We start from the raw sequence: 26,193 nt of genomic DNA, 5'->3' as shown, positions 1-26,193 counted from the left end.
GCCTCTTCAGCGGGGTCTTCGGTGGCCGAGCCGACCATCGTGCAGCGCCGAGGCGACGAGCACGCCGGCGATGCCGAGCGCTTCGAGCCTGCGTAGGTCCTCCGGCCCGCGCAAGCCCCCGGCGGCATAGACCCGGCTGTTCGGTGCCCTGGCTTTGATGGCGGCGAGCCGCTTGGTGTCTGGCCCTGTGCCGGTGCCGACGCGCGCCAGCGTCATGACGATCACCGCCTCGGGCCACAAGTCGCTGTCATCGAGAAGCGTCCGTGGGCCGAGAAAGCCTTCGCCGCGGAAGTCGAGCGACAGCACGACATGGTCGCGCCAGCGCGCAAAGAGTTCGCCATCCCCCTGGCTTTCCGAGCCCAGGACCGGTTTTCCGATCCCGTTGTCGAGGAAGGCGCCGAGTTCGGCGTCGGCGGCGAAGCCGCTGTCGACCCAGAGCTCTATCCCTGGACAGGCGGCCGCAAGACGCGCGAGGCTCGCATGATCGGAGCCGCGGCCTTCGATGCCGTCGAGATCGGCGACATAGAGCCGCTTGGCCGGCACGGCGGCGAGCAGGCCCTGTGCCACGTCGACCGGATCGGCCGTGGCGCTGAGCGGCGTGACGATGGGGGCATAGCGCGCACGCTCGCCAGCCTTGGCGCGGACGACGAGCCCGTGCTGCAGATCGATGACCGGGATGATGTCGACGGCCGTTTCAGCCATGGCCTGATGCCCCCGTGGTGGCCCGACAATGGGCGTTGCCTTCGCGCTGCGGCCCGTAGATTTCCCTCAGGAGCATTATGAGCATGATGCCGCAAGGCTCGGATGTCGTTATTGGGTGGGATCTCGGCGGCATCCATGTCAAGGCCGCCCGCATCGTCGCCGGCCGGGTCGAGGCCGTCGTGCAGGCACCCTGTCTGCTCTGGCGAGGTCCTGTCGCCCTGGACGAGGCGCTGGCCGGCCTGCCGGAATGGACCCGTGAACACGCCCTGCATGCCGTGACCATGACCGGCGAACTCGCCGATTTCTTCAGCAACCGCGCGGAAGGCGTGGGCGCTCTTGTCGACTGGGCGAAGACGCGCCTCACCGGCCCGGTCGCGATCTATGGCGGCCGCGCGGAATTTCTGCCGCCGGACGCCGTTCCTGCGCATGTCGCCGATATCGCTTCGGCCAATTGGCACGCGACGGCGGGCTTCGTGGGCCGTGCCGTCGGCGAGGCGCTTCTCGTCGATATCGGCTCCACGACGACGGACATCATCCCCATCGCCGCCGGACTGCCTGCTGCTGCCGGTTATACCGACGCCGAACGGCTCGCGACCGGCGAACTCGTCTATACCGGCCTCGTGCGGACGCCGCTCGTGGCGCTCGCGAGCCAGGTGCCTTTCGGCGGCCGCCTCGTCTCTCTGATGGCCGAATATTTCGCCACCACGGCCGATGTCTATCGCCTGCTCGGCCGCCTGCCGGAGGAGGCCGACCAGCAGGAGGCGGCCGACGGCAAAGGCAAGAGCCTGGCGGAGACCTGCGTGCGCCTCGCGCGCATGGTCGGGCATGATGCCGGCGAGGCATCGGACGAGGCTTGGCGCGACCTTGCCGCCCATTTCGCTGAGCTGCAGCTGCGCCGCATCCACGACGCGGCGACGCAGGTGCTCTCCGGCCGCCGTCTGCCGGATGACGCTCCGGTCATCGCCTGCGGCGTCGGCACCGGCATCGTCGAGGCCTTGGCAGGGCGCCTCAACCGGCCCTGCCGCAACCTGGCCGAGCTCGTGCCGGCCGAAGAGGGCACGCGCGGCTGGACGGCGTCCTGCGCGCCGGCGGTGGCGGTGGGCCTGCTCGCAAGCTCCGTCGAGCTGCAACAATCGTTCAGGAATGGCCGGTAAGCCTTTGACTCGACTCGACGAGCCGGTCTCAGCTCACAAATTAGCTGAACCGGCGGTTCAGCTGCCGAGACCGTCGCGGATTTTTTCCTCGATCCAGCCCCAGGCCTCCTGCTCGACCGGCCCCGCGGTCTTGCTGATGGCGATCCGGAGATAGGCCATTTCCGCCTCGATCTTCTCGCGCGGGAGAAGATCGAGCCGGGTCGAGAGGATGGCGCCCTCGATGATTGCTGCTTGTGCCCGATTGTAGCCGACGAAGGGCAGGTGGCTTGCGCTGTGCACCACCTTGCAGCGGAAGCGCGGGCGCAGCGCGTCCTCGGTGACGCTCTCGACCGCGAGCTCCATATGACCGAAGGCGTCGGCCAGCCGCACGAGGTCGATCGTCTCGCAGGCCACGGTGGGCCAGTCGCGCCTGCCTGTCACCGCGCCGGCGATTACCCGGAGGTCGACGGGTGCCGCTGCCGCCGCGAAGGGACGGCGCCTCAGGTTCTCGATGGCCGGTGAAGGGTGGAAGGGCGCGATGACATAGCCCTCGCCATCCTGGATCAGCCCATAGGGCGCGAGGTGATGGCTGCCGTCGGCGTTGCGGGTCGTCACCACCGTTTCGAGAATGAAGGCCATCGCTTAGGCACCATCCTTGTAGCGCTTGGCGCGCAGCGTGTGGCCCGCCTCCTTGAAGACGGTCGAGTCTTCGGCCGCCGGCGGATCGGCCGCGCAGCCCCAGGCGAGCGGCTCGTCCTGCACATAACGCTTGCCGAGCCGCCAGGCGACTTCGGCCTTGGCGAGCTCCTGCCCGAGGTAGAAGGCGTGACCGCCGTCCGCCTCCACCCCGAGCTTCGGGAAAAAGGCGAGCGCGTCCGTGTCCACGACATGGAGGTCGCGGTTGTAGACATGGATGCCGTCCTCGGCCACCTCGATGCGGAAATTGGCGTCGCGCACCTGCGCCGCGACCGCCGCGATATCCGCCGGTGCATTGGGGAAGGGGCGCTTGTCATGCAAGGCGAGAAGAGCTGCGCCATAGCCCTTGGGCAGGGCGTCGTCCATTTTCGCGGCATACATCAGTCGGCGCGCGGCGTCGTGCTCCTCGATGGTGCGGCGGGTATGCGGGCTCACCTGCACGAGAAGGACGTTGCGGATGGAGAGCTCCGAGCAGATGCCGAGGAGGACGGCGGTGACGCCGAGGCTGTCGGCATCCGTGAGCTCGGTCAGGTTGCCCGTGCCCATCAGCATCTCGGCCTGCGGCATCAGCCGGCGGAATTCGGCATAGCGCGCGATCGAGGCGGTGAAGCCGAAATGGATCGGCTCCAGGATGGGATCGGCCATGAAGGGCTTGCCGGCGGCAGCCAGCCGCTCGGCGGCGCGGATGAGCGAGGCCATGTCGCCGGGCCTTGTCGGCACGATCACCGGCACGGCCGGATGGTCGAAGGCAAGCTCGAGGGTGTCCTCGTTGAGGCTCAGCAGGAAATCGGCCCCGGCCTTGGCGCCGCGTTCGAGCTCGTCGCGCGAGAAGGAATCGACGCTGACCCGAAAGCCCTCGCCCTTGAGCAGGCCGACCGTCGCTTCGAGATGCGGAAAGGGCGTGTCGGGCAAGCCGCCGAGGTCGATCACGTCGGCGCCCTTGGTGCGCAGGGCGGCTGCCCGGGCGAGGATCTCCGCGGGCGCGAGATGCGGCGCATCCACGATCTCCGCAAAGAGCGTGAGGTCATGGCGCGACAGGTCCGGCGGCTGGGCGCCGCGGCCGAAAAAGGCGGGCAGGTCGACGATCTCGTCCGGTCCGCGCGCGACGGGCACGCCGAAATGCCGCGAGAGCACATCGACATTCGCCCGGCAGCGGCCCGGCAGGATGACGCGCGAGGTGCCCTCCGGCAGGCTGACGCGGCGGCGGATGATCTCCTCCGTCATCAGCGCCGCAACCTTCACGCCGGCATCGACAATGGTCCAGTCGAAGGCATCCCGGCCCAGGCTCTCCATCACCTTGGTCAGACGCGGCTTCGCCATATGGCCGGTTATGAGGCAGAGGCACTCACGCATGCGAGCCTTTCGCGGAGTGCGCCGGTGAGCTCATCGAGCGTCTCGACGACGGTCGTCGCCTCGAAGCTGCGCAGGCGGTCGACATTGTCGAGATCGACGCGCCGCGGCCAGACCTTCACCATCCCTCCGGGCGCCATGGTGTCCATTTCCGGCGCCGTGTCGCAAGCGAAAACGATAGAGGGAATGCGGCATTTGCCGGCCTGGGCGAAGACATTGGTCGCGAGCGTGTCGGAAATGCCATAGACGCATTTGGCGACCGTATTCGAGGTTGCCGGACCCACGACAAGCGTGTGGTAGACGCCCTGATAGAAGAGCCCGACGGGGGCAGCGCTCGCCGTCGTGTCGCGAAAGATGCGCACGTTTTTCGGCAGGGCATCGAGCTTCTCGCGATACATCCGCACCACTTCCGCCGCGGCTTTGGTGACGAAGAGGTCGAGGTCCGGCACCTCGCGCATCAGCTCCAGGCATTCCGTGAAGAAATGGCCGGAGCCGGTGAGGGCCCAGGCGAGACGCGGCGTCTTGACTTTGGCGCTCATGCGGCCTGGGCTCCCTTCGCGACGGTGCCGGCGATCAATGCGGAGAGGCTCGCGTCCGCCGCGGGGCCGGCGATCACGATATCGCCGTCATAGCGCGCCGCGAAGACGGGAAAGGCGGCATCGACGATCCCGGCCGCCGCGAGTGCCGCAGGGGATGCCGAGGCGACATCGAGCGATTTCACCAGCACGAGCCGCGCCGCGCCGCGCAGGGTGGCGAGCCAGAGGGCGAGGCTATCCGAGGTCACGTCCCAGCTCTCCGGGATATCGGGATGTCCGGCCCGCAAGGCATGCGGCTGCCAAATGGGTATGAGGCCGGCGCCGTGCGCCGCCGCGATCTCTGCGGCGGTCGCAGCGACGACGAGGCGCGCATGGCGCGCTGCCAGAGCCTCGGCCGCCTGCGCCATGGCGTCGAGGGCGAGCCGATGAGCGAGGCGGTCGTCGAAGCCAAGGCGCCTCTGCGCCTCGCGCACCGCATCGGCAAAGGGGCCTCCGCCGGGCACGATCACACTCGGTACGGGCGCGGCGAGCACCTCGGCGACGACCCGGTCGAGGCGCGCGGTGCCATAGAGGCTGCCGCCGATCTTCACGACGGCTGTGGGCTTTTCGGGGCGGTTCATGCCGGAACCCCGGTGGAGGCGAGCGCAAGGCGGCCTGCGGCGGTCCGGACGGCCTCCGCATCAAGTCCGTTGAGGCGGTTGCCGCCGCGGCAAAGGCCCCCGCGAAAGCCGAGATAATCCGCGCCGAGCGGCGCCAGCCTGTCGATATCCGCGATATGCAGCGACCCGGCGAGCCCGCAAAAGAGGGCATGAGCGCGGCACAGCGCGACGAAGGCGGCGAGGCGCTTGCGCGCCAGATGGGTGGTGAGCCCGCCGCCCCGCTTGCCGCGCGTGTCGAGCATCGCGCCGTGGAAGCCGGCCTGGGCGAGAGCAGGAAGCAGATGAAAGGGCGGGTCCTCGTCCGCGAAGAAGACGGCGACGAGCGGCGGCAGCCCCTCGGGCTTCAGGCGCGCTACCGCCGCCTCGCTGCTGAGGCCCGGCCCGAAGCCGATCTTGATGAAGGACAAGCCGGTCCCGGCGAGCGCCCGCGCCGCCGCCATGGCCGCAGCCGGCTCGTCGTGCTCGCCGACGACGGCGCTCACCGGCCGGCGGCCGGCAACGGCGCGCAGGATCTCTTCGACGGCGCCACGCGAAAGACCGCCGAGCGCACCCGTCGCCGGGTCCTTGGCATCGATCAGGTTCGCGCCCGCCGCTGCGGCCAGTTCGGCCTCTGCAGCGTCTTTCACACTGACGAGCAGCCGCGTCATTCGGCGTTGATCTCCATGAGGCGAAATTCAGTGTATGCCCGCTTGCGGTGCCACCGTCAGGGTAGCTGGTCAAGGGCCGATTCGATCTCGCGATCGTTATAAGAAGAACCGCATAAATCCAATGTCGATCGGGAAGCTGGCATAGATGATGCGGGCCTGGCAAGGCGCGATGAGCTTAGGAATCCCTTAGGCTTATTCCGTTGCTTGCCTGGGGATCGACCTGCTAGTCTCAGGGTGGAGGAAACGTCATCGCCATGACCATTCGCATCCTGCTCGCGGGCCGTATATTTGCGGCATTCGCGGGGCTGCTCGCTCTCGTGACGGCCCTTTGGCTGCCAGTTCCGGCGAACGCGCAGGCCGCCGGCGACGTCGATGTGCAGATCGGCTTCATGATGCGCAAGCTGCCGCCGCCGCTGCCCTATGTGGTGGATCCTCTGCCGCAGGACGAAGGCCTTGCCGGGGCGCGCGTCGGCCTGACGGACAATGCCACCACCGGGCGGTTCCTTCGTCAGAACTACAAGCTGTCCGAAGTTGTCCTCGAGAAAGATCAATCGGCGGCAGATGCCGCCGTCAAGCTCGCCGATGCCGGCGTGCGCTTCCTCGTCGTTACCTTGCCGGCGAACGATCTCGTCGCCGTCGCCGATGCCCTCAAGGGTCGCGATGTGGTCGTCTTCAACGCGGGCGCCACGGACGACAGCCTGCGCGGCGCCGACTGCCGGGCCAATGTCTATCATGTCGCCCCCAGCCGCGCGATGCTGACCGATGCGCTCGTGCAATATCTCGCCGTCAAGCGCTGGAGCCGGCTCTTCCTCATCACCGGGCCTGCACCGGGTGACAAGCTTTATGCCGAGGCGCTGAAACGCTCGGCCCATAAATTCGGGCTCAAGATCGTGGCGGAGAAGCCGTGGGAATTCGGGCCGCTGGCGCGCGCGCGGGCGGACAGTCCCATACAGGCGGAAGCGCTCGTCTTCACCCGCGGAACCGACTACGACATCATGATCGTCGCCGACGAAGAGGGCGATTTCGGCGATTACATCCCCTACCACACCTGGGATCCGAAGCTCGTCGCAGGCACGCAGGGGCTCATCGCCGCCTCCTGGCACCGGGCGCAGGACGCCTGGGGTGCCGCCCAGCTGCAGAGCCGCTTCCTGCGCGCCGCCAAGCGTTACATGCGCCCGCTGGATTACCAGGCCTGGACGGCCGTGCGCGCTATCGGTGAGGCGGTGACGCGGACGAAGGGGGCCGATCCAGCGGCCGTTGCGCGCTTTCTGACCTCGCCGGACTTCGAGCTCGCGGCGTTCAAGGGCGTGCCCTTGAGCTTTCGCACCTGGGATCACCAGCTTCGGCAGCCGCTTCTGCTCGCTCAGCCGATGCTGCTCGTTTCGGTATCGCCGCAGACACAGTTCCTGCACCAGCGCTCACCGCTCGATTCGCTCGGCACGGACGAGCCGGAATCGGCTTGTCGTCTGCAATAACGGTCTGAACGAACGGGAGGAGAACAAGCTCACATGCTGCGCGCCATCGTGATCACATCGGCGGTCGTCGTGACCTCGGCCATAACCTTCTCGGCCATGGCTTCCTCGGCCTTCGCCTTCACGGCCTATGTCTCGAACGAGGAGGGGAACACCGTCAGCGTCCTCGATACCGATACCATGACGGTCAAGGAGACCATCGATATCGGCCGTCGGCCGCGTGGCATCACCATCAGCCCGGACGGTAAATTCGTCTATGTCTGCATCAGCGACGACGATGCCATCGCCGTGCTCGACACCGCTACCCTGAAAGTGGTGCGCACCTTGAACTCCGGCGCCGATCCCGAGCTCTTCGTGCTCAATCCCTCGGGCAATCCGCTCTATATCGCCAACGAGAACGACAATCAGGTCACCGTCCTCGACATCGAGAAGAACGAGATCCTCACTCAGGTCCCGGTGGGCGTGGAGCCGGAGGGCATGGGGATTAGCCCGGACGGTAAAGTCCTGGTCAATACCTCCGAGACGACCAACATGGCCCATTTCATCGACACGAGCACCTACCAGGTGATCGACAGCGTGCTCGTCGATTCGCGGCCGCGCTATGCCGTCTTCTCCTCGGACGGCAAGAAGCTCTGGGTCAGTGCCGAAGTGGGGGGCACCGTCACGGTCATCGATCCGGCGACGCGCGAGATCCTGAAGACGATCGAGTTCAAGATCCCCGGCGTCGAGCAGGAGGCGATCCAGCCGGTCGGCATGGCGCTGACCAAGGACGGCACGAAGGCCTTCGTGGCGCTCGGACCGGCCAACCGGATCGCGGTGATTGACGCCAACACCTACGAGGTCGAAAAATATCTGCTCGTCGGGCAACGGGTCTGGCATGTCGCCTTCACGCCGGATGAGAAGCTCCTGCTCACCACCAATGGCGTCTCGGGAGACGTATCAGTGATCGACGTGCCCGACCTGAAGGTGGTCAAGTCGATTCCCGTCGGGCGTTATCCCTGGGGAGTGGTCGTCTCGCCGAAATGATCGCAGCGGCAGCGAGTTGCCATTCGGGAGGCCGTGATGCACGGCACCATCATGGGTGATGCCGCGCTTGACGTGAGCGGCGTCGGCCATCGCTTCGGCAGGCGCGAGGCTTTACGCGATGTTTCGCTCGCCGTGCCGCGGGGCCGTTTCGTTGCGCTGCTCGGCCCGAATGGCGCGGGCAAGACGACGCTCTTTTCCGTGGTCACCCGCCTCTACAATAATCGCAGCGGCGAGATCCATGTCTTCGGGCGCGATCTCCGCCAGGCGCCGTCCGAGGCGCTCGCCGAACTCGGCGTGGTCTTCCAGAGCCGCACCCTCGACCCGGACCTGACGCTGCGGCAAAATCTTTCCTACCACGCCTCCCTTCACGGCCTGCGGGGGAGGGCGGTCAAGGCGCGCATCGCCGAGCTCCTGGGACGCGTCGGGCTTGCCGAGCGCATCGACGAGAAGGTGCGCAACCTCTCCGGTGGCCAGGCGCGCCGCGTCGAGATCGCCCGCGCCCTCATCCATGACCCGCGACTGCTGTTGCTCGACGAAGCGACCGTCGGGCTCGACCTCGCCTCGCGCGCCTCCATTCTGTCCATCGTGCGCGATCTCGTGCGGACGCAGGGCCTCTCCGTCCTATGGGCGACCCATATCTTCGACGAGGTCGAGCCGGACGATCTCGTCTATGTGCTGCACAGGGGCGAGATCGTCGCGCAAGGTGCGGCGCGTGACATTGGGGGCGAGACCTCCCTGCAGCAGGCCTTCCGCGCGCTCACGGATGCCTCTGAGGCACCGGAGGCCGTCTGATGTCCGCTCCCGCGATCGTTCCCGCCGAAGGACGGCGCCATCTCGGCCCCGCCGGCTATTGGACTTGTCTTGCCGGCATCGTCCGGCGCGAGCTCCTGCGCTTCGTCAATCAGCGCGAGCGCTTCCTTTCTGCGCTCGTCAGGCCGTTGATCTGGCTGTTCATCTTTGCCGCCGGCTTCCGCAACGTGCTCGGCGTCTCCATCATCCCGCCCTACCAGACCTATGTGCTCTACGAGGTCTATGTCACGCCGGGGCTGGCGGTGATGGTGCAGCTCTTCAACGGGATGCAGTCCTCGCTGTCCATGGTCTATGACCGCGAGGTCGGTTCCATGCGGGTGCTGCTGACGAGCCCGTTTCCGCGCTGGTTTCTGCTGTTCTCGAAGTTGACCGCCGGCGTGGTGGTGTCGCTGTTGCAGGCTTATGCCTTTCTCGCCATCGCCTATTTCTGGGAGGTCGACATCCCGCTGTGGGGCTATGTGGCGGCCCTGCCGGCCTTCATTCTTTCAGGGCTGATGCTCGGGGCGATCGGCCTCTTCCTGTCGTCCTTCGTGCGCCAGCTCGAAAATTTCGCCAGCGTAATGAATTTCGTGATCTTTCCCATGTTCTTCGCCTCCTCGGCGCTTTATCCGCTCTGGCGCATTCGTGAGGCGAGCGAACTCCTCTACATCATCTGCCTGGCCAATCCCTTCACCCATGCCATCGAATTGGTGCGCTTTGCGCTCTATCTCTCGTTCAATCCCGTGTCCTTCGCCGTCGTGACCGGGACCTTGATCGTATTTTTCGTCGCATCCGTGCTCGCCTATGACCCCGGCCGGGGCATCATGGCGCGGCGCGGAGGCCCCAAGGGAGAACAAGCCTGATGCGTCACGCCCTGAGGACACTGGCCGCCACTCTGACCGGGGCCGCGCTGGTGGCCCTCGTGCCGCTCGCAGCGGCTGCGCAAACCGGCCGGCCCAATACGGATCCCGATTGGCCCTGCGCGCAGCGCAAGGTGCCGACCATCAGCGCAGGCGCCGTCTGGTCCGGGCCGTCGCTCGAGGAGGCCGGCGACTGGACGAAGGACAACCAGGCTGCCGCGCTCGCCCAGACGCTTGCCTCGCGCCGCACGCAGCTGTCGGAGGTCGATGCCCTCCTCGACGATTTCGTCAAGACGCTCGGCCCCGACAAGGATGCGCGGCTCACCCGCGTCTTCGCGGGGGTGCTCGAAGTCATCAACGACCAGCGCAGCCGCATCCTCGACGGCATCACCCGTTACGCCCGCGGCCAGCAGCGCTTCGCCGAGCGCATCCGTGAGGAAAGCGACGAGCTCAGCAAGGTGAAGGACACGCCGACCGCTCCGGAGACGAAGGAGTCGCAGGATCTGGAGACGCGCCTCAAATGGGACACGCGCATCTTCACCGAGCGCCGCCAATCCCTGCGCTATGTCTGCGAAACGCCGACCATCCTGGAGCAGCGCGCCTTCGAGATCGCCCGGAAGATTCAGGCGCGGCTTTAGCTGGTCAGAGACGGACCCGCTGCCGCTGTATTTGCGCACCGAAGGAAGATTGGATCGTCAAGGCCTGTTAAACACGCTGGAACTCCGCGACAATCGTCAAGCTACCGGCGAAACTTCGGGCAGGCTGCATCATGGCGACGACTGACATTGCCAAACGGGTCTACGACCACACGTGGAAGCTCGACCCGATCATCCGCAGCCTGCTCGATACCGATTTCTACAAGCTTCTGATGCTCCAGATGATCTGGAGCCTCCACCGGGACGTGAACGCGACCTTCTCTCTCATCAATCGCACGAAGCGCGTGCGGATTGCCGAGGAGATCGAGGAGGCCGAGCTGCGCGACCAGCTCGACCACGCGCGCACGCTTCGCCTCTCGAAAAAGGAGATGATCTGGCTCGCCGGCAATTCCTTTTATGGCCGCGCCCAGATTTTCGATCCCGACTTCCTGGCGTGGCTCGCGGAATTCCGCCTGCCGGACTACGACTTGCGGCGGGTCGACGGCCAGTTCGAACTGACCTTCGACGGTCCCTGGACCCACACCATGATGTGGGAAATCCCGGCGCTCGCCATCGTCAACGAGCTCAGGGCGCGTGCCGCCATGCGGCGCATGGGGCGCTTCACCCTCGATGTGCTCTATGCCCGCGCCAAGGCGAAGCTGTGGAACAAGGTGGAGCAGCTGCGTCAGCTGGAGGGCCTGAAGATCAGCGATTTCGGCACCCGCCGGCGGCACGGATTCCTGTGGCAGCGATGGTGCGTGGAGGCGCTGAAGGAAGGGCTTGGCCCGGCATTCATCGGGTCGAGCAACGTCCTGCTCGCCATGGACAACGATCTCGAGGCGATCGGCACCAATGCCCATGAACTGCCGATGGTGGCCGCGGCCCTTGCCGAGGACGATGCAGCCCTCAGCGAGGCGCCCTACCGCGTGCTGCAGGATTGGGAAAAGCTCTACGGCGGCAATCTGCTGATCGTGCTGCCGGACACTTTCGGCACCGCCGCCTTTTTGCGCAATGCACCGGATTGGGTGGCGAACTGGACGGGCTTCCGGCCGGATTCGGCGCCGCCGATCGAGGCGGGCGAGGCGATCATCCGCTGGTGGCAGTCCAAGGGCCGGGATCCGTGCGAAAAGCTTCTGGTCTTCTCCGACGCCATGGACGTCGATTCCATCGAAGCGACCTTTCGTCATTTCGACGGGCGGGTACGCATGAGCTTCGGCTGGGGCACCAATCTGACTAACGACTTCCGGGGCTGCGCCCCGGAGCCGCTCGACGGCCTCGACCCGATCTCGATCGTATGCAAGGTGAGCCGTGCCAATGGCCGTCCGGCCGTGAAGCTCTCCGACAATCCGAACAAGGCAAGCGGCGAACCGGCCGAGATCGAACGCTACCTGAGGGTCTTCGGCACCGCCGGACATGCGGCCCAATCGGTGACGGTGTGATCTCCTGGCCGTCGGCGGCGAAGGGGCGGATGGTACGCTCGGCCGCCATCCGCCCGGCCGGCGCTAGCCTTGGATGAAGGCGAGCAAATCCGGATTGACGATCTCCGGGTGCGTCGTGCACATGCCGTGGGGCAAGCCCTTATAGACCTTGAGGGTGCCGTTCCTGACGAGCTTGGACGACAGCAGGGCCGAGTCGGCGATCGGGACAATCTGGTCGTCATCGCCATGCATGATCAGGACTGGTACGTCGATCGCCTTCAGATCCTCGGTGAAGTCGGTTTCGGAGAAGGCCTTGATGCAATCGTAATGCGCCTTGGTGCTGCCCATCATGCCCTGACGCCACCAGTTCCAGATGACGCCCTGCGCCGCCTTGGCGTCCGGTCGGTTGAAGCCGTAGAAGGGGCCGCTCGCGACATCGAGGAAAAACTGCGCCCGGTTAGCGGCCTGCGCCGCCCGGAAGCCGTCGAAGACCTCGAGCGGCAGTCCGCCAGGGTTCTTCTCGGATTTGACCATGATCGGCGGCACCGCGCCGATCAGCACGGCCTTCGCAACCCGGCCCTTGCCGTATCTCGCCACATAACGTGCGACCTCGCCGCCGCCGGTGGAATGCCCGACATGGATGGCGTCGCGCAGGTCGAGCGCCGCGGCGAGCTCGGCGACATCCGCCGCATAGGTGTCCATCTCGTGGCCCGTCGGTGTTTGCGACGAACGGCCGTGTCCGCGCCGGTCATGGGCGATCACGCGATAGCCCTTGTCCAGGAAGAACAGCATCTGGTTGTCCCAGTCGTCGGCGCTGAGCGGCCAGCCGTGATGGAAGACGATGGGCTGACCCGAGCCCCAATCCTTGTAGAAGATCTCCGTGCCGTCCTTTGTGGTGATGGTGCTCATTGTATTTCCCTCTGGCTGGCGATGGACAATCGCTGAGATTGGTCGAAGCTTGGGCGGGAAGTCTCAGAACAGAGGGCCACGACGGCAGCGCCGCTTATGGGCTGCGTGGGGCGGATGGGACGGTGCGCATCTTTTGACGTCCGGCCCATCAGTAAAACGTTCCGATCTCCGGCCACTCGTCCCCCGCACTGATCGTGCCAGGGAAGGCGGGCACCGTCTAGGCCGCGTTTGTTGCAGGATGATGTCCGAACGATGCGGTGGTTCGGGCCGTTAACCTCACACGGCAAACGTCGGTGCTGGCGTCACGGGCCCAGATGCGTGCAGAGCCAGTCCGGCTCGCCGAAGGCGCCGGATTTCGAGAAGCAGCTGACGCCTGACCATTGGCCGGACATCATGCGCGACGCCGGGATGCCCGGCTGACACTCGCCCTCGACGGCAAGGGCATGCGCTCCGAGGCTTCGGCACAAGGCGGCGAATGTCTCGCCGCCGACGACCGTCAGCACCTCCGGCCGCGCGAGATGAGGCACCATGTCGGCGAACCATGACGCGAAGAGTTGCGCTGCCTGCACCGGTGCCAAGCCCGGCGGAAGGTCGGCGGCGACCACGCAGCGGCCGTGCCGCTCCATTGTTGTCATGACACGAGACGCGCTCGTCCGCCCATCCGCGTCGAACGAGCCGATCCAGGCGGGATGCGCTCCGGTGAGTGCCTCGACCTGGCCGCGCGTGACGGGGTGGATCGAGCCGATGATGACGAGGTGGGAAAGCCGTTCGGGCGTGACGGTTGCCGGTGGTCTGTCCGCCAGCGCCAGTGCCAGGCCGGCCGCGCCACACCACAGCACGGGATCGCGCCCTGCGCTTTCCCGGCGCACGATGTCGTCGAGATCGGCCTGGGTCGAGGCATCGCAAAGATGCACGACCGTCTCGCCATCAGGCACGGAGGCGCGATCGCCATCGCGCCGGACCGTGACACCCCGCTTCGACAGCGCGGCGACGGGGTCGATCGCAATCGGCGTCACATCACCGCTCGCCTCTAAGATTGCCTGCCGGCCGTCCCGCGTTACGCGCCTTTGCGCGGGGAAGGCGGGCGCCAGAATGATCCGCCGGAAGAGCCGCGTGCGGGCGAGCGCCGTGAGTTCGGCTGCCCAGTGGCCTCTGAGCAGGCTGTCGATCTTTTTGAAGGCTATATCCGCGCCCCGGTAACAGGAGGCGCTTGCCTGGACGGCGTCGACGGCGGCGGCTTCCGCGCCGTCGCGACAAGACAGGTCGAGGGCGAAGGAACCAGCGGGGTGGGTCGCCGGCGGCTCCAAAAGGACCGGCAGGGGGCCCGCGACGCCGGTGAACTGCGCGGCGCTATCGAGGGCGCCGGTCAGGTCGTCGGCGATCAGGCGGAGGATGGTCACGCCGCCGCCGTGCTCGTGGCGGGGGAGGGGACGAGCGTGACAGTCAGTCCGAGATCCCGCAGTCGCTCGATCTCCGCCGCATCCGCGCGGTCGTCCGTGATCAGTTCGTGGATGGCGGTGATGTCGCAGATCCGGCAGAAGGCGGCCGGCCTGAATTTCGAGGCATCAGCGAGCAGCACGACCCGGCGCGCGGCGGCGATCATCGCACGTTTCATCGCGGCTGCTTCGAGCGATGTCTCCGTCAGGCTTGTCCCGTGGATCGCATGCGTGCCGATGAAAGCGACATCCGCATTGAGATCGCCGAGAAAGTTCTGCCCCGGCTCGCCCAGGGTGGTGAGCGATCCCGCGCGCACCGTCCCGCCCAGGACGACGGTCCGGACGGTGTTGCCGGAGGCGAGCGTCTGGCCGATGCCGAGATCATTGGTGACGGCTGTCAGCGCGATGCCACGCTGGACGCAGGCCTGGGCGGCGGCGAGCACGGTCGAGCTGCTGTCGAAGATCACGCTCTCGCCGGAATGCAAGCTGGCCGCGGCCGCCTGGCCGATCCGTTCCTTCTCCGGCCTGTCGAATTCGGCGGTGATCGCCGCTTCGGGCTCGAAGGCGGTCTGTAGCTGCTTCTGGATCAGCGCACCCCCGTGCGCACGCTCCAGATAGCCGCGTTCCTCCAGATGTTCGAGGTCCCGCCGCACGGTCGACATCGAGATGCCGATCGCCTCGGCCAGCTCCTGGATAGAGGCCGCTCCACGCTCGCGGATGTGCTCGAGCATAAAGGCGCGACGCTGGGCCGGGATGAGCTCGGGGCGACGGTTTGTGGCCATGGCGGTGTCACTCGGTCTGCTGTGCGGGCGGTGAGCAGAATCGCTGATCAAGACGCATTCTGACAGGCCGGTATGTCACAGACGATCATCCGCTGGATCCGCTCTTTCCAAATTCTCTCATTTCGCCGGCCCGATCCATGCAAGCCTGATGACCGTTTTTGCAATAAAGTGATATGACACGCAACTGCGAAACATAGGACTGCGTCACCCTGTGGGTGAAGTAGCCTTTACAGTTCAACAGCTTACATATGGCCTGACAGGCCATGAAATCGTTTGAAACATTCTGGCTTCCCATTCAAAAGCCGTTAGGCTAGCGTCTGGTAAATTTTGGGAGCGAGGAGTGCCGGTGTTTCGTCCGAGGATCGCGGTTACATCAGGGGATCCTGCAGGGATCGGTCCGGAGATCATGGCGCGTGCCGCATCGGCGCTGAAGCCGCGCATCGAGGCGGGCGAGTTCGCCTTGGCGCTCGTGGGGTCGGCAGCGACCCATAAGGCGGCGATCGAGGCGCTCGGGATCGCGGATGCCTCCGTTGCCGTGACCGCGGACCGTGCGGCGGACAGATCCGTCGCGATCGGCTTTCTCGATGTCGATGGTGCGGGGACGCGGGTGCCTGTCGGACGCTCGACGGCCGAGGGCGGACGTATCGCCTATGACGCGATCGCGCGCGCCGTCGATATGGCGCTCGAAGGAGCGGTGGACGCGATCTGCACCGGCCCCATCAGCAAGGAAGCGCTCAACTTCGCCGGCCATCACTATAGCGGGCACACCGAACTCCTGGCCGACCTCACGGGCGCGCGGGATTCGGTGATGCTGCTCGCCCACGGCCATATGCGGGTGAGCCATGTCACCACCCATGTCGCGCTCGCGGATGTGCCCGGCCGCGTGACCCCGGAACGCATCGGCCGGGTGGTCGCGCTGACCGACGAGGCCTTGCAGGCGCTCGGCCTGGAACGCCGGCGCATCGCGGTGGCCGCGCTCAATCCCCATGCCGGGGAAGGCGGGCTCTTCGGCCGTCAGGACATCGACGTCGTCGAGCCGACCATCCGCAAGCTGCGCGAGCGCGGCTTCGACGTCGAGGGGCCGGTTCCGGGGGACACGGTCTTCGTCAAGCTGCATGCCAAGCAGTTCGACGCAGTCGTCGCGATGTACCACGACCAGGGGCATATCCCGGTCAAGCTGCTCGGCTTCTCGGTCGATGAGAAGACGGGTCGGTGGGAGGCGCTCAGCGGCGTCAATGTCACGCTCGGCCTGCCGATCATCCGAACGTCCGTCGATCACGGCACGGCCTTCGATATTGCCGGCCGAGGCATTGCCAGCGAGACGAGCCTGATCGAGGCGATCGATCTGGCGATCGCGCTGGCGAAGGCACGCCGGGGACAACCGAAAAAAGCTGCAGGCTAGGCCCGCGCCGGTCGGCGAGCGGACATCAGTCAATCGACTTGGCCGGTATCTTCAAAAAAGGCCGGCACTTGGGAGGGGAAAGATGATTTTGAAACGGATCCGCAACGCCATCCTGGCGCTCGCCGCGCCACTGCTGCTCGCCAGCCCGGCGCTCGCGTCGAAGGACAAGCCGGTCATCGGCGTCGTCGTGCCGACGCTCGCTGCGCAGTTCTGGAACAACTACGTCGATTTCATGAAGAAGGGCGCCCAGGAACTCGGCGTCGATCTCGTCGTGCTCAATGCCGACAACAAGCCCGACCAGATGGTCAAGTCGCTCGAAGACCTCGTCGCCCGGCCGGTCGACGGCATCATCTTCACGCCCTATTGGGCGACGGCCGCCCGCGGGCTGACGCTGGCGAAGGACGCCGACATTCCGGTCATCCTCACCGACAGCTATCCCGATTTCGCGCCGCAGACGAGCCGCTTTCCGAACTATAAGGCCTTTGTCGGGCCGAGCGACCAGGACGCCGGGCGTCAGATGGCCGAAGCGCTCTTCGCGGCCATGCAGCCGGACGCGAACGGCAAAAAGGTGATTGGCGTCGTCAACGGCACGGCGGGCACCTCTGTCGCGATCGACCGTCGCAAAGGGCTCGAGGATGCACTGAAAAGCCATCCCGAGGTGGTCGTCGCTGGCGAGGTGGACGGCAACTTCGTTCGGGATACGTCCCAGACCGTGTTCGAGTCCCTCTATCAAGGCCATCCCGAGATCAAGGGCGTATGGGCCGCCAATGGCGGCACGGCGACGGGCGTCATGACGGCGCTCAAGAATGCCGGCAAGAAGCCGGGCAAGGATGTCGTCGTCGTCGCCATGGACCTCAATCCCGAAAATGTCGACGCGGTCAAGAACGGGGACCTGCTGTTCGACATCGGCGGCCACTGGCTCCAGGGCGGCTTCGCGCTGGTCATGCTCTATGACGAGATCAAGGGCCATCCGGTGCCGAAGGCGCAGGACAACGTCAAGCTGAAGCTCTTGCCGCTGACCCAGGACCGGATCGCGCAGTTCCAGGCCGACTTCCCCGCCGGCGTGCCGCCCTACGACTTCAAGGCCCATTCCCGCGTGTATACGCCCGAAGCGGCTGCGGCGGCCTTCGAGCTGAAATACTCGAAATAGCCGAGGTCTCGTTGACCGGGCAGCCCTGGCGGCCCGTCAACCCGCTCGCGAGGCAGGATGCCCGTGCAGATCGTTGCTCAGGATATCTCACGCAGCTTCGGCAGGACGAAGGCGCTTGCCGGCGTCTCCATCACGCTTCAGGCCGGCACCATTCATGCGCTGGTCGGCGAGAATGGTGCGGGCAAGTCGACCCTGCTCAAGATCCTCGGCGGCGCCGAACGGCCGGATGCCGGGACCATGTCACTCGACGGCGCCTCCTATGCGCCGCGTTCGCTGACGGATGCGACGCAGGCGGGGGTCGGCCTCGTCTTTCAGGAGATGACGATCAACCCGTCTCTCACCGTCGCGGAGAACATCTTCGCCGGCCAGTTGCGGCGCTTCCGGCGCGGCGGGATGCTGATGCAGGCCGCGCTACAGCGTGAGGCGCAGGCTATTCTCGACGGCCTCTCGGCGGATATCTCGGTCCGCCGGCCGATCGGATCGCTCGATCTCGGGCAGTGGAAATGCATCGAGATCGCTCGCGTGCTGTCGACCGCGCCGCGCGCCGTGCTCTTCGATGAGTCGACGGCTTTCCTCAATCATCGCGAGATCGAGCTCGTGCTCGCGGCCATGCAGGCCTTGAAGGCGCGCGGGCTGGTCGTCGCCTTCGTGTCGCATCATCTCGCGGAAGTCGAAGCGGTGGCCGACCGGCTGACGATCCTCAAGGACGGCTGCAAGGTCGGCGACTATGCCACCGGCGAACTCGATCGCGAGGGCATTCAGAGCCGGATGGTCGGGCGCGACCTCGCCGACGGCCTGTTTCCGCCGCGGGCGGCCGTGCGGGGCTCAGATCCCGTGTTGCGTCTCGATGCGGTTGCGAGCGACCGGCTGGAGCCCATTTCGCTCGCGCTCGGCAGCGGCGAGATCTTCGGCATCGCCGGCCTCAAAGGGGCAGGGGGCGAGCGCATCCTCGAAATCGTTGCCGGCGCGGCGCGGCCGAGCGGAGGAAAGCTGCGCCTCGAAGGACAGCCGCTGAAGCCCCGGACGCCCGCGGGCGCCTGGTCGCGTGGCATCGCCTATCTGCCGGGCGACCGCACGGCGGAAGGCTTGATCGTCGAGGCGAGCGTTCTCGACAATCTCGTGATGGCGCGGCCGCCGCGACGCGGGCCCTTCTTTGACCGTGGCCGCGCGCGCGACCTGGCCGCGAAGCTCATTAGCCGGCTCCGCATCAAAACGAGCTCCGACAAGGCGCGTGCCGGCTCGCTCAGCGGTGGCAATCTGCAGAAGGTCGTGCTCGGCAAATGTCTGGCGATCGATCCGCGCGTGCTGCTTCTCAACAATCCGACGCGGGGCGTCGATGTCGGGGCGCGCGCCGAGATCTACCGGTCGCTGCGCGAGGCGGCTGACGAGGGCCTCGCCATTCTGCTCGTGAGCGAGGACCTCAACGAGCTGATCGGCCTGAGCGACCGCATCCTCGTCATGCGCGGCGGCAAAGCGGTCGCCGCGATCGACGATCCCGCGACCACGACCGAAGACGCCATCATTCGGCATATGACCTGAGGAGAGCGCCGTGACACCCGCCGAACTCCAGGCCAGCGCGCCGCGCGAGCCCCGCCGCCGTTTCGGACGGGAGGAACTGCGACGCCTGTTTCCCATCCTGCTTCTCGTCGCGCTCGCAGCGATCTTCTCGCTGCTGTCTCCCCGCTTTCTGCAGTTCAACAATTTGATGATCGTCGCGCAGCAGGCGGTCGTGCTGCTCGTGGCGGCGCTGGGTTTGACCTTCGTCATCATCGCCGGCTCGATCGACCTCTCCGTGGGCGCCATCGTGGCCTTGTCGGCGCTGGTCGCTGCCGCGACTTCGGCTAGCCTCGGCGTCTTCGCCATCGTGCCGGCCTGCGCAGTCGGTGTCGCCTGCGGCCTCCTCAACGGCATCATCGTCGCCAAGGGCAAGGTGCCTTCCTTCATCGTGACGCTCGGCGCCATGGTGGTCTATCGCGGCGTTGTGCTCTATTTCACGCGCGGCGCGCCGGTCTCCATCGAGGACGAGTCCTTTCTCGACGTCTATTCCGGGCGCAGCGGCAATATTCCCCATTCGGTGCTGATCGCGCTCGCGCTGATCGGCCTGTCAGCAGTCATGCTCAACCTGACAGTCTTCGGCCGCGAGGTGCGCGCGATCGGCGGCGGCGAGCGGATCGCCTTCCTCACGGGCATCAAGGTAGAGCGCGTCAAGATCGCCATCTTTGCCTTGCTCGGGCTCCTCTGCGGCATGGCGGGCCTACTCCAGGGAGCGCGCGCCATGGCCGCGACCGCGCAGCTCGGCGAGGGCTTGGAACTCGACGCCATCGCAGCGGTCGTGGTAGGCGGGACACCACTGACCGGCGGCGTCGGCAGCATCCAGGGCACCATCCTCGGAGCGCTGATCATCACCATCCTCTCGAACGGCCTGAACATCATCGGTCTGGACCCCTATTTCCAGAACATCATCAAGGGCTTGGTGCTCATCCTTTCGGTCTTCTTCACGATCGACCGCAAGAAAATCGGCATCATCAAGTAACCAGGCGCGCTCCACAGATCGCGTAGGCCAAGGAGAATAGTGCATGACCATTCAGACCATGCGGGATTTCGGCATCGGCGCCGGGCAGTTGTATATCGGCGGGCGATGGGTCGAGTCGGCGAGCAGCGACCGCCGCGAAATTCACAATCCCACGGACGAGAGTCCCGTTGCGACGGTGGCATCGAGCAGCATCGAAGACGCGGACCGCGCGGTGGCCGCCGCCCGCAAGGCGCAACCCGCCTGGGGCGCGGCGACGCCGATGGAACGGGCCACCCTCCTTCACAAGCTCGCAGGCTTGATCGACGAGAACGCCGAGCCGCTTGCCCAGCTCCTTACCGCCGAGGGCGGCAAGCTTTTGTCCGAGTCGCGCATCGATGTCGGCTTCTCCTCGGCATTGCTGCGCTATGCGGCCGAGAGCGCCCGTCGGCTGCAGGGCGAAATCCTGCCCGGCGAAGGACGCGACGAGCAGATCTGGATCCAGCGCGTGCCTTATGGCGTCGTCGCCGGCATCACCGCCTGGAACTTCCCCGCGGCGCTCTTCGCCCGCAAGGTGGGGCCGGCCCTCGTTACCGGCAACACGATCGTCGTCAAGCCGCATGAGCTCACGCCGCTCACCACGCTGGTCCTCGGCGAGCTCTGCCGCCGGGCCGGCATTCCGGACGGCGTCGTCAATATCGTCGTCGGCGACGGACGCACGGTCGGCGCGCATCTCGTCTCGCACAAGGGCACCGACCTCATCTCCATGACCGGCAGCGTGCGCGCCGGCGGCGAGATCTACGCGCTCGGCGCCGAGCAGATCAAGCCGATCCGGCTGGAGCTCGGCGGCAAAGCGCCCTTCATCGTCATGGACGATGCGGACATCGACAAGGCCGTCGAGGCCGCGGTGACCTCCAAGTTCTTCTTCGGCGGGTCGGTTTGCACCTGCAACGACCGCATGTATCTGCACCGCAAGATCCATGACCAGTTCATGGACAAGTTCATCGCCAAGGTGAATGCGCTCAAGGTCGGCGATCCGACGACGGACGTGAATGTCGGTCCGCGCATCAGCAATGTCGAGGTCGAGAAGCTGAAGAAGATGGTCGCCCGCGCATTGGAGCAGAATGCGACGCTCGTCAGTGAAGCAAAGCCGACGGGCAGCACTTTCGAACGTGGCCACTGGTTCTTCCCGACGGTCTTCTCGGTCTCCTCCAATGACGTGGACATCATGAGGGAGGAAACCTTCGGTCCGGTCATCGCCGCGATGGCGGTCGAAGATTTCGACCAGGCGCTCGCCTATGCCAATGATTCCGAATACGGGCTGTCGGCCTATGTCTTCACGCGCGACAACCGCAAGATCATGCGCAGCGTGAACGAGCTGCATTTCGGCGAGATCTACGTGAACCGCCCGTCGGGCGAGAGCCCGCACGGCTTCCACACCGGCTACCGCAAGAGCGGCCTCGGCGGCGAGGACGGCCAGCACGGCATCGAGGGCTTCATGCGCAAGAAGACCCTCTACAACAACTACGCCTGAACGCTTCCTCAGAAGCATTGCGCCGCGCTGATGAGCGCGGCAATCAGGCTGATGATCAGGGGCGGCTGGCATGCGCCAGCCGCCCCTGTAGTGCGCGAACTGAGCGGCCGGTTTACGCGGCTTTCGGGTTGCAGATCTCGTCGACGGACTGCTTGACGGCGGCCGGGTCGAAGATCCGCTCGAGCCAGCCCTCACGGAAGATCTGCGGCCGCGCCTGAGCGATCGCATAGAGCGCGCCATCCGAGAACCGGCCTTCGGGAAACTGCTCGAAGGCGATGGCGAGCTCGATATTGAGATGTCCGAGCATGAAATCGACGGCCGCCTGGCGCGGCACACCGCGGCGCACGGCCTCGTCGGTCGCCTCGCGCAGCGCAAGGCAGAGCGTCGCGCCGATCGTCTCGGACAGCGCCGGCTCCATGATGGCGATATGCTCGACCGTGCAGCGATGCGAGCGCATCACCGGCTTATAGATGGTGCGCGCGATGGCCTCGCAGAGCGCATAATGCTCCTCAGGCCCCTGCATGAGCGCGCAGACGATGTGCTGCTTGGCCTTAACGCCACCGAAGAAATCCTTACGCGCCTCCGGGTCCGTCTCGTCGTTGAAGATCGGCGGATGACAGGGATGCGTGACGAAATAGGTGATGTCCTTGCGCTCCGGCAACTCGCCGGCATGAGGAGCGGCCGCATCGAGCATGATGATGGCGGTGCCGGGCTTCACGCGGTCGATGAAAGTATGGGCGATCTTGCCGATCAGCCGGTCCGGGACCGCCATGATGACGACATCGGCATCGGCGAGCGCCACATCGCGCTCGACGCAATCGACGCCGATGCCGGCCTTGAGACGCTCCCGGCCCTCGTCCGACACCTCCACATGGGCGACCTCATAGGGCGAATTCTGCAGATTGCGGGCGAGGCGCACGCCCATCTTGCCGCCGGCGCCCAGCAAAGCGATCCTGGTCATCTCGTCATCCTCCATTGGGATCGGGCGCGCCGCCGTCTTTGACGGCGCAGAAGAAATCGGGCCGGCCGACCTGGCCACCCTTGAGGGCGATCTCGAGCCCGTCATGGACCGGATCGTCGGAATGAGCACGGCAGAGCGGCGAACCGGGTGCGACCGGCGCGAGCGCGGTCAGGGCATAGATGCCGAGCGCCAGGCTCGCGTGTCCGGAGGTGTCGCCGCCGGCGATCACCGCGCGGCGCAGCCCGCTTTTGCGCAGCACGCCATCGAGCAGCCGGCCGAGGCCGTCGCCGATGCGGTCGTTGACCTTGCCGGGCGAAGCGCCGCTCGTCGCGATCGCCTGCGCGAGGGCGGCGACAGCCCGATCATCCGGGCCCCGCGCGGTGAAGACGAGCGGGTCCTTGCCGTCACTGATGAGGCGTAGGGCTTCATCGCCAGCGCGACCGATCTCCGCGGCCCAGGCCGCCTCGTCGACGGCGCGCGTCGCATCGAGCGGCAATGGCGAAAAGCCGTTCCGCTCGGCGAAGGCGATCTGCCCAGCGGTAATGGGCGAGCAGGAGCCGGAGACGGCGATGATGCGCTCGACGGGCGGCGCGCGAAAGGCGGGTGCCTCTTGCGGAATGAAGCCGCGCTCCCGCCAATGGGCCGCGAGCGCATATTCGACGCCTTGCGATCCAACCGCCAGCAGCCGCTCACCGCGATGCTCCCAGATGAGCCGGCCGGCCTCGGCCAGCGTTTCGTCATCGAGCACGTCGAAGGCGACGATGCGCGCGCCCTGATCGCGCATGACGGCGAGCCGCGCGTTGCCGCGTCCTTGCTTCATGGCGACGAAATCGACGAGGCCGCTCGCCATCTCCGTCTGGCGGGCGAGGTGGCGCAGAATGTCCGCCTCGTCCATCGGCGTCACCGGATGGCGCGCCATGACGGGGTGACGGTCGAGGCGGTAGCCCTCCTCGGCGATGGTGGCGAAGAGATTGCCGAAGGCCTGGTAGCGGCCGAGCGCCGGCGCGGCCACGACGAGCGGATGCCAGGCGCCGCCGAGGAGAGGTGCGGCGATCTCCACCGCCTTGCCGATGGAGCCGACATGCGGAGCGGAATCGAAGGTCGAGCAGACCTTGTAATGGGCGATGGGCGCGCCGAGATCGTCGAGCCGCCGGAAGATCGGCGGCAGATGCGCCTCCATCCAGGCCGGGCTCTGCGACCGGGCGATGCCGGCAATGCCGATCCCGCGGTAGTCCGCGAAAGAGGCGAGTCGCTCGGGTGTGGGCAGGTCGAGGAAGAGCACCGTCGGCAGGCCGGCGAAGGTCATCACCTCCATGACGGCCGAGGAGCCGGTGTAATCGTCGCCATAATAGCTGAGGAGGAGCCCGTCAGGCAGGCCCCGGTCAGGCGCGCTCATCCGGCATAGGCTCCGAGCGCCTTGGCGAGGGCAGGGCGGTCCTTCGCGTAGTCGGCGAGCGGCACGCCCGAAGTTGCCGCCTCCCAGGCCTCCCGCAGGCTCGCGACCCCGGCGGCCGGCCCGTCCGGATGGGCCATGATGCCGCCGCCGGCCGCATAGATGAGATCCGTCGAGCCGAGCGCGGCAAAAGTGCCCGGCGCCTGTTTCGCCGATTGACCGGAGGAGAAGACCGGCATGGCGATGCAAGGCTTGTCGGCGAACATGGGCGTGAGGCAGGCCCGCGCCGAGGCGATGACGCTTTCGTCTTCCTCGCAGAATTTGTTGCCGAGGCCGTTCACATGCATGTGGTCGGCACCGGCGAGGCGCCAGATCTTCTGCCACGCGACATAGGACCAGCCGAGCAGCGGCGCGCGAGAGAGATAGCCCCAGCCGTTGCGGTGGGCGTGAATCGGTAGCTCCGAGAAGCGGCCGAGCTCGATCATGCCGACGAGACCGACCGAGTTGAGGCTCGCCATGATCGAGGTGCCGCCGAGGCCGCGCACGAGATCGTGGCGCCGGCGCATCTCATCGAGATCGCCGGTGATGTTCAGCGCATACATCACCTTCTTGCCGGTGTGCTCGGCATGGTCGTTGATGACGCGCATCACGGCGCGCGCCCGCTCCTCGAAGGGGCAATGCGGCCCGTCGGCCTGCAATTCGTCATCCTTGATGAAGTCGATGCCGGCCTCGCACAGCAACTTCGTGAGCGATGCCGTCTCCTCCGGGCCGAAGCCGACGCTTGGCTTGATGATCGTGCCGATGAGCGGCCGGCCTTCGACGCCCGTGAGCCGGCGCGTGCCGGCGACGCCGAATTTCGGCCCGGGATAGGCCTCCGCGAAGGCATGCGGCAGCCGGATATCCAGGATCCTGAGCCCGGAAAACTGCTTCAGCTCGAAGAGATTGCCGGCGACGGTGGCCATGAGGTTCGGCAGGGAGGCGCCGAGATTGGCGAAGGGCCAGGACAGCGTCACGCGCGCCCGCTTGTAGACGGGCTCGCCCGTCTTCGGCCGGCCGGCCCCTGGGAGCGAGGGTTCGCGCAGCTCCTCGACCACTTCAAGACTCTCGATGCGCGCCGCCGAGCGCTCCTTGAGCTCGGGCGTCTCACCCGGCACGGGCACGAAGGTGCCGCTCGACTGTTCGCCCGCCATGACCTCCACGGCCTGGCGCGGATCGAAAGCGGTCTCGATCAGATAATCGGCTTCGATACGCGTCGGCTCGGTCACGATTGGCTCCTCCCGTTTATGTTATACTGATTATACCAGTTGGGGGGCCGTCACAAGCCGGAGGCGGCCCGCAGGCCGTGGATTGCAGCCTTGCCGGCGCCCGCGATCTCAGTCGTTGCCGGCGCCGGCCGCGAGCACCGAATAGAGCGCATTGGCGCGCGTCAGATGGTCCGACATGGCCTTCGCCGCAGCATCCGCATCACCGGCAGCGATGGCTTTGTAGATGCGCTCATGTTCCTCGAGTGTCAGCCGCTCTGCCCCGCGAGCGGAAACGAGCTCGCGCTTGAAGCGGCTGAGCCAGTCGAGCATGCCCTGGCTGACTGCGGCGATCAGGAGATTGCCGGACATGGCCGCGATCTGCCGGTGGAAGGCCATGTCGGCGGCCACGAAGCGGCCGAGGTCGCCGCGGACGTCCTGGCAGTGGACGAGCGCTGCCCGAAGCTGCTCGAGGCTCTCGCGTGTCGCTCGCTGGGTGGCGATGCGGGCAAGGCCGACCTCGAAGAACAGGCGCGCTTCCTTGAGATCGTGCAGGTCGCGCGGATTGCTCGACAGGAGCTGGATCATCGCGCCCGTGATCTGGTCGATGATGGCATTGGGCGTCGGCAGAATGACGCGCGCCCGTTCGCCATGCGTGATGCGGATGATGCCCATCTGCTGGAGCGTCTGCATCGCCTCGCGAATGGCCGGGCGCCCGACACCGAAGCGCGTCATCAGTTCGCGTTCGGACGGCAGCTGCGAGCCCGGTGCATACTCCCCCGCCTCGATCCCGGCGAGCAGGCGATCGAGCACCTCATGGGAGAGCTTGCGGCGCGTGATGGCTTCCATCCTTGACCCGACTGCCTTCTCGCTGCTGAAATTCACCGGCCTGGCGGCCCAATGATTGCCGGCCATTGCGCCGGGCTTCCTCCGAAGTCAAGGCCTCGACCTCG

General features: G+C 66.4%; 25 protein-coding genes. 12 read left to right on the top strand and 13 right to left on the bottom strand.

Annotated features, from left to right (window positions below; all coding sequences use genetic code 11):
- Positions 1 to 6 precede the first annotated feature (6 nt).
- Complete coding sequence (locus ACFQU1_RS25115) at positions 7 to 702, bottom strand: HisA/HisF-related TIM barrel protein (RefSeq protein WP_378137951.1); 696 nt, start codon at positions 700 to 702, stop codon at positions 7 to 9.
- A 77-nt stretch (positions 703 to 779) separates the two neighbouring features.
- On the opposite strand from ACFQU1_RS25115, the gene ACFQU1_RS25110 reads away from it, so the two are divergent.
- Entirely contained in the window at positions 780 to 1,856 is a 1,077-nt protein-coding gene (locus tag ACFQU1_RS25110) for a hydantoinase/oxoprolinase family protein (protein WP_378137949.1), read from the top strand.
- Positions 1,857 to 1,913: 57 nt separating this feature from the next.
- Here the strand turns inward: ACFQU1_RS25110 and ACFQU1_RS25105 are convergent, their stop codons facing one another.
- From ACFQU1_RS25105 to ACFQU1_RS25085, 5 genes are read right to left on the bottom strand one after another with little or no spacing between them, the layout of a single operon-like run.
- Complete coding sequence (locus ACFQU1_RS25105) at positions 1,914 to 2,474, bottom strand: DUF447 domain-containing protein (RefSeq protein ID WP_378137947.1); 561 nt, start codon at positions 2,472 to 2,474, stop codon at positions 1,914 to 1,916.
- Between the two features lie 3 nt (positions 2,475 to 2,477).
- Positions 2,478 to 3,884 carry a DUF6513 domain-containing protein gene (locus ACFQU1_RS25100; protein WP_378137945.1) on the bottom strand — a complete coding sequence of 469 codons (1,407 nt, stop codon included), beginning with the start codon at positions 3,882 to 3,884 and terminating at the stop codon, positions 2,478 to 2,480.
- Positions 3,860 to 4,420: a flavoprotein gene (locus tag ACFQU1_RS25095; protein WP_378137943.1), complete on the bottom strand. Its 561-nt coding sequence runs from the start codon at positions 4,418 to 4,420 to the stop codon at positions 3,860 to 3,862. Before ACFQU1_RS25095 ends, ACFQU1_RS25100 begins: the two co-directional genes overlap by 25 nt.
- A complete protein-coding gene (locus ACFQU1_RS25090) occupies positions 4,417 to 5,037 on the bottom strand; it encodes a uridylate kinase (RefSeq protein WP_378137941.1) in 621 nt (206 codons plus the stop codon). The genes ACFQU1_RS25095 and ACFQU1_RS25090 overlap by 4 nt, the downstream gene beginning before the upstream one ends.
- Positions 5,034 to 5,723, bottom strand: coding sequence for a (5-formylfuran-3-yl)methyl phosphate synthase (locus tag ACFQU1_RS25085; RefSeq protein WP_378137939.1), 690 nt, complete (start codon positions 5,721 to 5,723; stop codon positions 5,034 to 5,036). Before ACFQU1_RS25085 ends, ACFQU1_RS25090 begins: the two co-directional genes overlap by 4 nt.
- A gap of 254 nt (positions 5,724 to 5,977) precedes the next feature.
- Here ACFQU1_RS25085 and ACFQU1_RS25080 point away from each other — a divergent pair, with 254 nt between their 5' ends.
- The 6 genes from ACFQU1_RS25080 to pncB all read left to right on the top strand — a co-directional run bounded on the left by ACFQU1_RS25080 (position 5,978) and on the right by pncB (position 11,944).
- On the top strand, positions 5,978 to 7,198 hold the full coding sequence (locus tag ACFQU1_RS25080) for an ABC transporter substrate-binding protein (protein WP_378137937.1): 1,221 nt from the start codon (positions 5,978 to 5,980) through the stop codon (positions 7,196 to 7,198).
- Positions 7,199 to 7,231: 33 nt separating this feature from the next.
- Positions 7,232 to 8,221 (top strand): YVTN family beta-propeller repeat protein, encoded by a 990-nt coding sequence (locus ACFQU1_RS25075; protein ID WP_378137935.1) that lies wholly within the window; start codon positions 7,232 to 7,234, stop codon positions 8,219 to 8,221.
- A gap of 36 nt (positions 8,222 to 8,257) precedes the next feature.
- Positions 8,258 to 9,013 (top strand): ABC transporter ATP-binding protein, encoded by a 756-nt coding sequence (locus ACFQU1_RS25070; protein ID WP_378137933.1) that lies wholly within the window; start codon positions 8,258 to 8,260, stop codon positions 9,011 to 9,013.
- Positions 9,013 to 9,873: an ABC transporter permease gene (locus ACFQU1_RS25065; RefSeq protein WP_378137930.1), complete on the top strand. Its 861-nt coding sequence runs from the start codon at positions 9,013 to 9,015 to the stop codon at positions 9,871 to 9,873. Before ACFQU1_RS25070 ends, ACFQU1_RS25065 begins: the two co-directional genes overlap by 1 nt.
- Positions 9,873 to 10,508: a hypothetical protein gene (locus ACFQU1_RS25060; protein ID WP_378137928.1), complete on the top strand. Its 636-nt coding sequence runs from the start codon at positions 9,873 to 9,875 to the stop codon at positions 10,506 to 10,508. The genes ACFQU1_RS25065 and ACFQU1_RS25060 overlap by 1 nt, the downstream gene beginning before the upstream one ends.
- 131 nt (positions 10,509 to 10,639) lie before the next feature.
- Complete coding sequence (pncB, locus tag ACFQU1_RS25055) at positions 10,640 to 11,944, top strand: nicotinate phosphoribosyltransferase (protein WP_378137926.1); 1,305 nt, start codon at positions 10,640 to 10,642, stop codon at positions 11,942 to 11,944.
- 63 nt (positions 11,945 to 12,007) lie between these two features.
- Here pncB and ACFQU1_RS25050 read toward each other — a convergent pair whose 3' ends face one another.
- The 3 genes from ACFQU1_RS25050 to ACFQU1_RS25040 all read right to left on the bottom strand — a co-directional run bounded on the left by ACFQU1_RS25050 (position 12,008) and on the right by ACFQU1_RS25040 (position 15,050).
- Positions 12,008 to 12,832: an alpha/beta fold hydrolase gene (locus tag ACFQU1_RS25050; RefSeq protein ID WP_378137924.1), complete on the bottom strand. Its 825-nt coding sequence runs from the start codon at positions 12,830 to 12,832 to the stop codon at positions 12,008 to 12,010.
- Between the two features lie 302 nt (positions 12,833 to 13,134).
- The gene (locus ACFQU1_RS25045; protein ID WP_378137921.1) at positions 13,135 to 14,232 is read right to left on the bottom strand and encodes a four-carbon acid sugar kinase family protein; all 1,098 of its coding nucleotides are present in this window, start codon (positions 14,230 to 14,232) and stop codon (positions 13,135 to 13,137) included.
- Positions 14,229 to 15,050 carry a DeoR/GlpR family DNA-binding transcription regulator gene (locus ACFQU1_RS25040; protein WP_378137919.1) on the bottom strand — a complete coding sequence of 274 codons (822 nt, stop codon included), beginning with the start codon at positions 15,048 to 15,050 and terminating at the stop codon, positions 14,229 to 14,231. Before ACFQU1_RS25040 ends, ACFQU1_RS25045 begins: the two co-directional genes overlap by 4 nt.
- A gap of 346 nt (positions 15,051 to 15,396) precedes the next feature.
- On the opposite strand from ACFQU1_RS25040, the gene pdxA reads away from it, so the two are divergent.
- The 5 genes from pdxA (at position 15,397) to ACFQU1_RS25015 (ending at position 21,645) form a co-directional block, all read left to right on the top strand.
- Positions 15,397 to 16,452, top strand: coding sequence for a 4-hydroxythreonine-4-phosphate dehydrogenase PdxA (gene pdxA, locus ACFQU1_RS25035; protein ID WP_378137917.1), 1,056 nt, complete (start codon positions 15,397 to 15,399; stop codon positions 16,450 to 16,452).
- A gap of 82 nt (positions 16,453 to 16,534) precedes the next feature.
- Positions 16,535 to 17,602 carry an ABC transporter substrate-binding protein gene (locus ACFQU1_RS25030; protein WP_378137915.1) on the top strand — a complete coding sequence of 356 codons (1,068 nt, stop codon included), beginning with the start codon at positions 16,535 to 16,537 and terminating at the stop codon, positions 17,600 to 17,602.
- Between the two features lie 63 nt (positions 17,603 to 17,665).
- Positions 17,666 to 19,141 (top strand): sugar ABC transporter ATP-binding protein, encoded by a 1,476-nt coding sequence (locus ACFQU1_RS25025; RefSeq protein ID WP_378137913.1) that lies wholly within the window; start codon positions 17,666 to 17,668, stop codon positions 19,139 to 19,141.
- 10 nt (positions 19,142 to 19,151) lie between these two features.
- Positions 19,152 to 20,135: an ABC transporter permease gene (locus tag ACFQU1_RS25020; protein ID WP_378137911.1), complete on the top strand. Its 984-nt coding sequence runs from the start codon at positions 19,152 to 19,154 to the stop codon at positions 20,133 to 20,135.
- 43 nt (positions 20,136 to 20,178) lie between these two features.
- A complete protein-coding gene (locus ACFQU1_RS25015; RefSeq protein WP_378137909.1) occupies positions 20,179 to 21,645 on the top strand; it encodes an aldehyde dehydrogenase family protein in 1,467 nt (488 codons plus the stop codon).
- A 112-nt stretch (positions 21,646 to 21,757) separates the two neighbouring features.
- On the opposite strand, the gene ACFQU1_RS25010 is transcribed toward ACFQU1_RS25015, so the two are convergent.
- The 4 genes from ACFQU1_RS25010 to nanR all read right to left on the bottom strand — a co-directional run bounded on the left by ACFQU1_RS25010 (position 21,758) and on the right by nanR (position 26,089).
- Entirely contained in the window at positions 21,758 to 22,606 is an 849-nt protein-coding gene (locus tag ACFQU1_RS25010) for a phosphogluconate dehydrogenase C-terminal domain-containing protein (RefSeq protein WP_378137907.1), read from the bottom strand.
- A gap of 4 nt (positions 22,607 to 22,610) precedes the next feature.
- Positions 22,611 to 24,002 (bottom strand): four-carbon acid sugar kinase family protein, encoded by a 1,392-nt coding sequence (locus ACFQU1_RS25005; RefSeq protein WP_378137905.1) that lies wholly within the window; start codon positions 24,000 to 24,002, stop codon positions 22,611 to 22,613.
- Positions 23,999 to 25,264, bottom strand: coding sequence for a ribulose-bisphosphate carboxylase large subunit family protein (locus ACFQU1_RS25000; RefSeq protein ID WP_378137903.1), 1,266 nt, complete (start codon positions 25,262 to 25,264; stop codon positions 23,999 to 24,001). Before ACFQU1_RS25000 ends, ACFQU1_RS25005 begins: the two co-directional genes overlap by 4 nt.
- Positions 25,265 to 25,372: 108 nt before the next feature.
- Positions 25,373 to 26,089: a transcriptional regulator NanR gene (gene nanR, locus ACFQU1_RS24995; protein WP_378137901.1), complete on the bottom strand. Its 717-nt coding sequence runs from the start codon at positions 26,087 to 26,089 to the stop codon at positions 25,373 to 25,375.
- Positions 26,090 to 26,193 lie beyond the last annotated feature (104 nt).

It is taken from the genome of Chelatococcus sp. GCM10030263, assembly GCF_042666455.1.
In the GTDB taxonomy this organism is placed as follows: domain Bacteria; phylum Pseudomonadota; class Alphaproteobacteria; order Rhizobiales; family Beijerinckiaceae; genus Chelatococcus.
The sequence above is the reverse complement of the archived record's forward strand: the minus strand, read 5'-3'. Positions and strand labels throughout refer to the sequence as shown.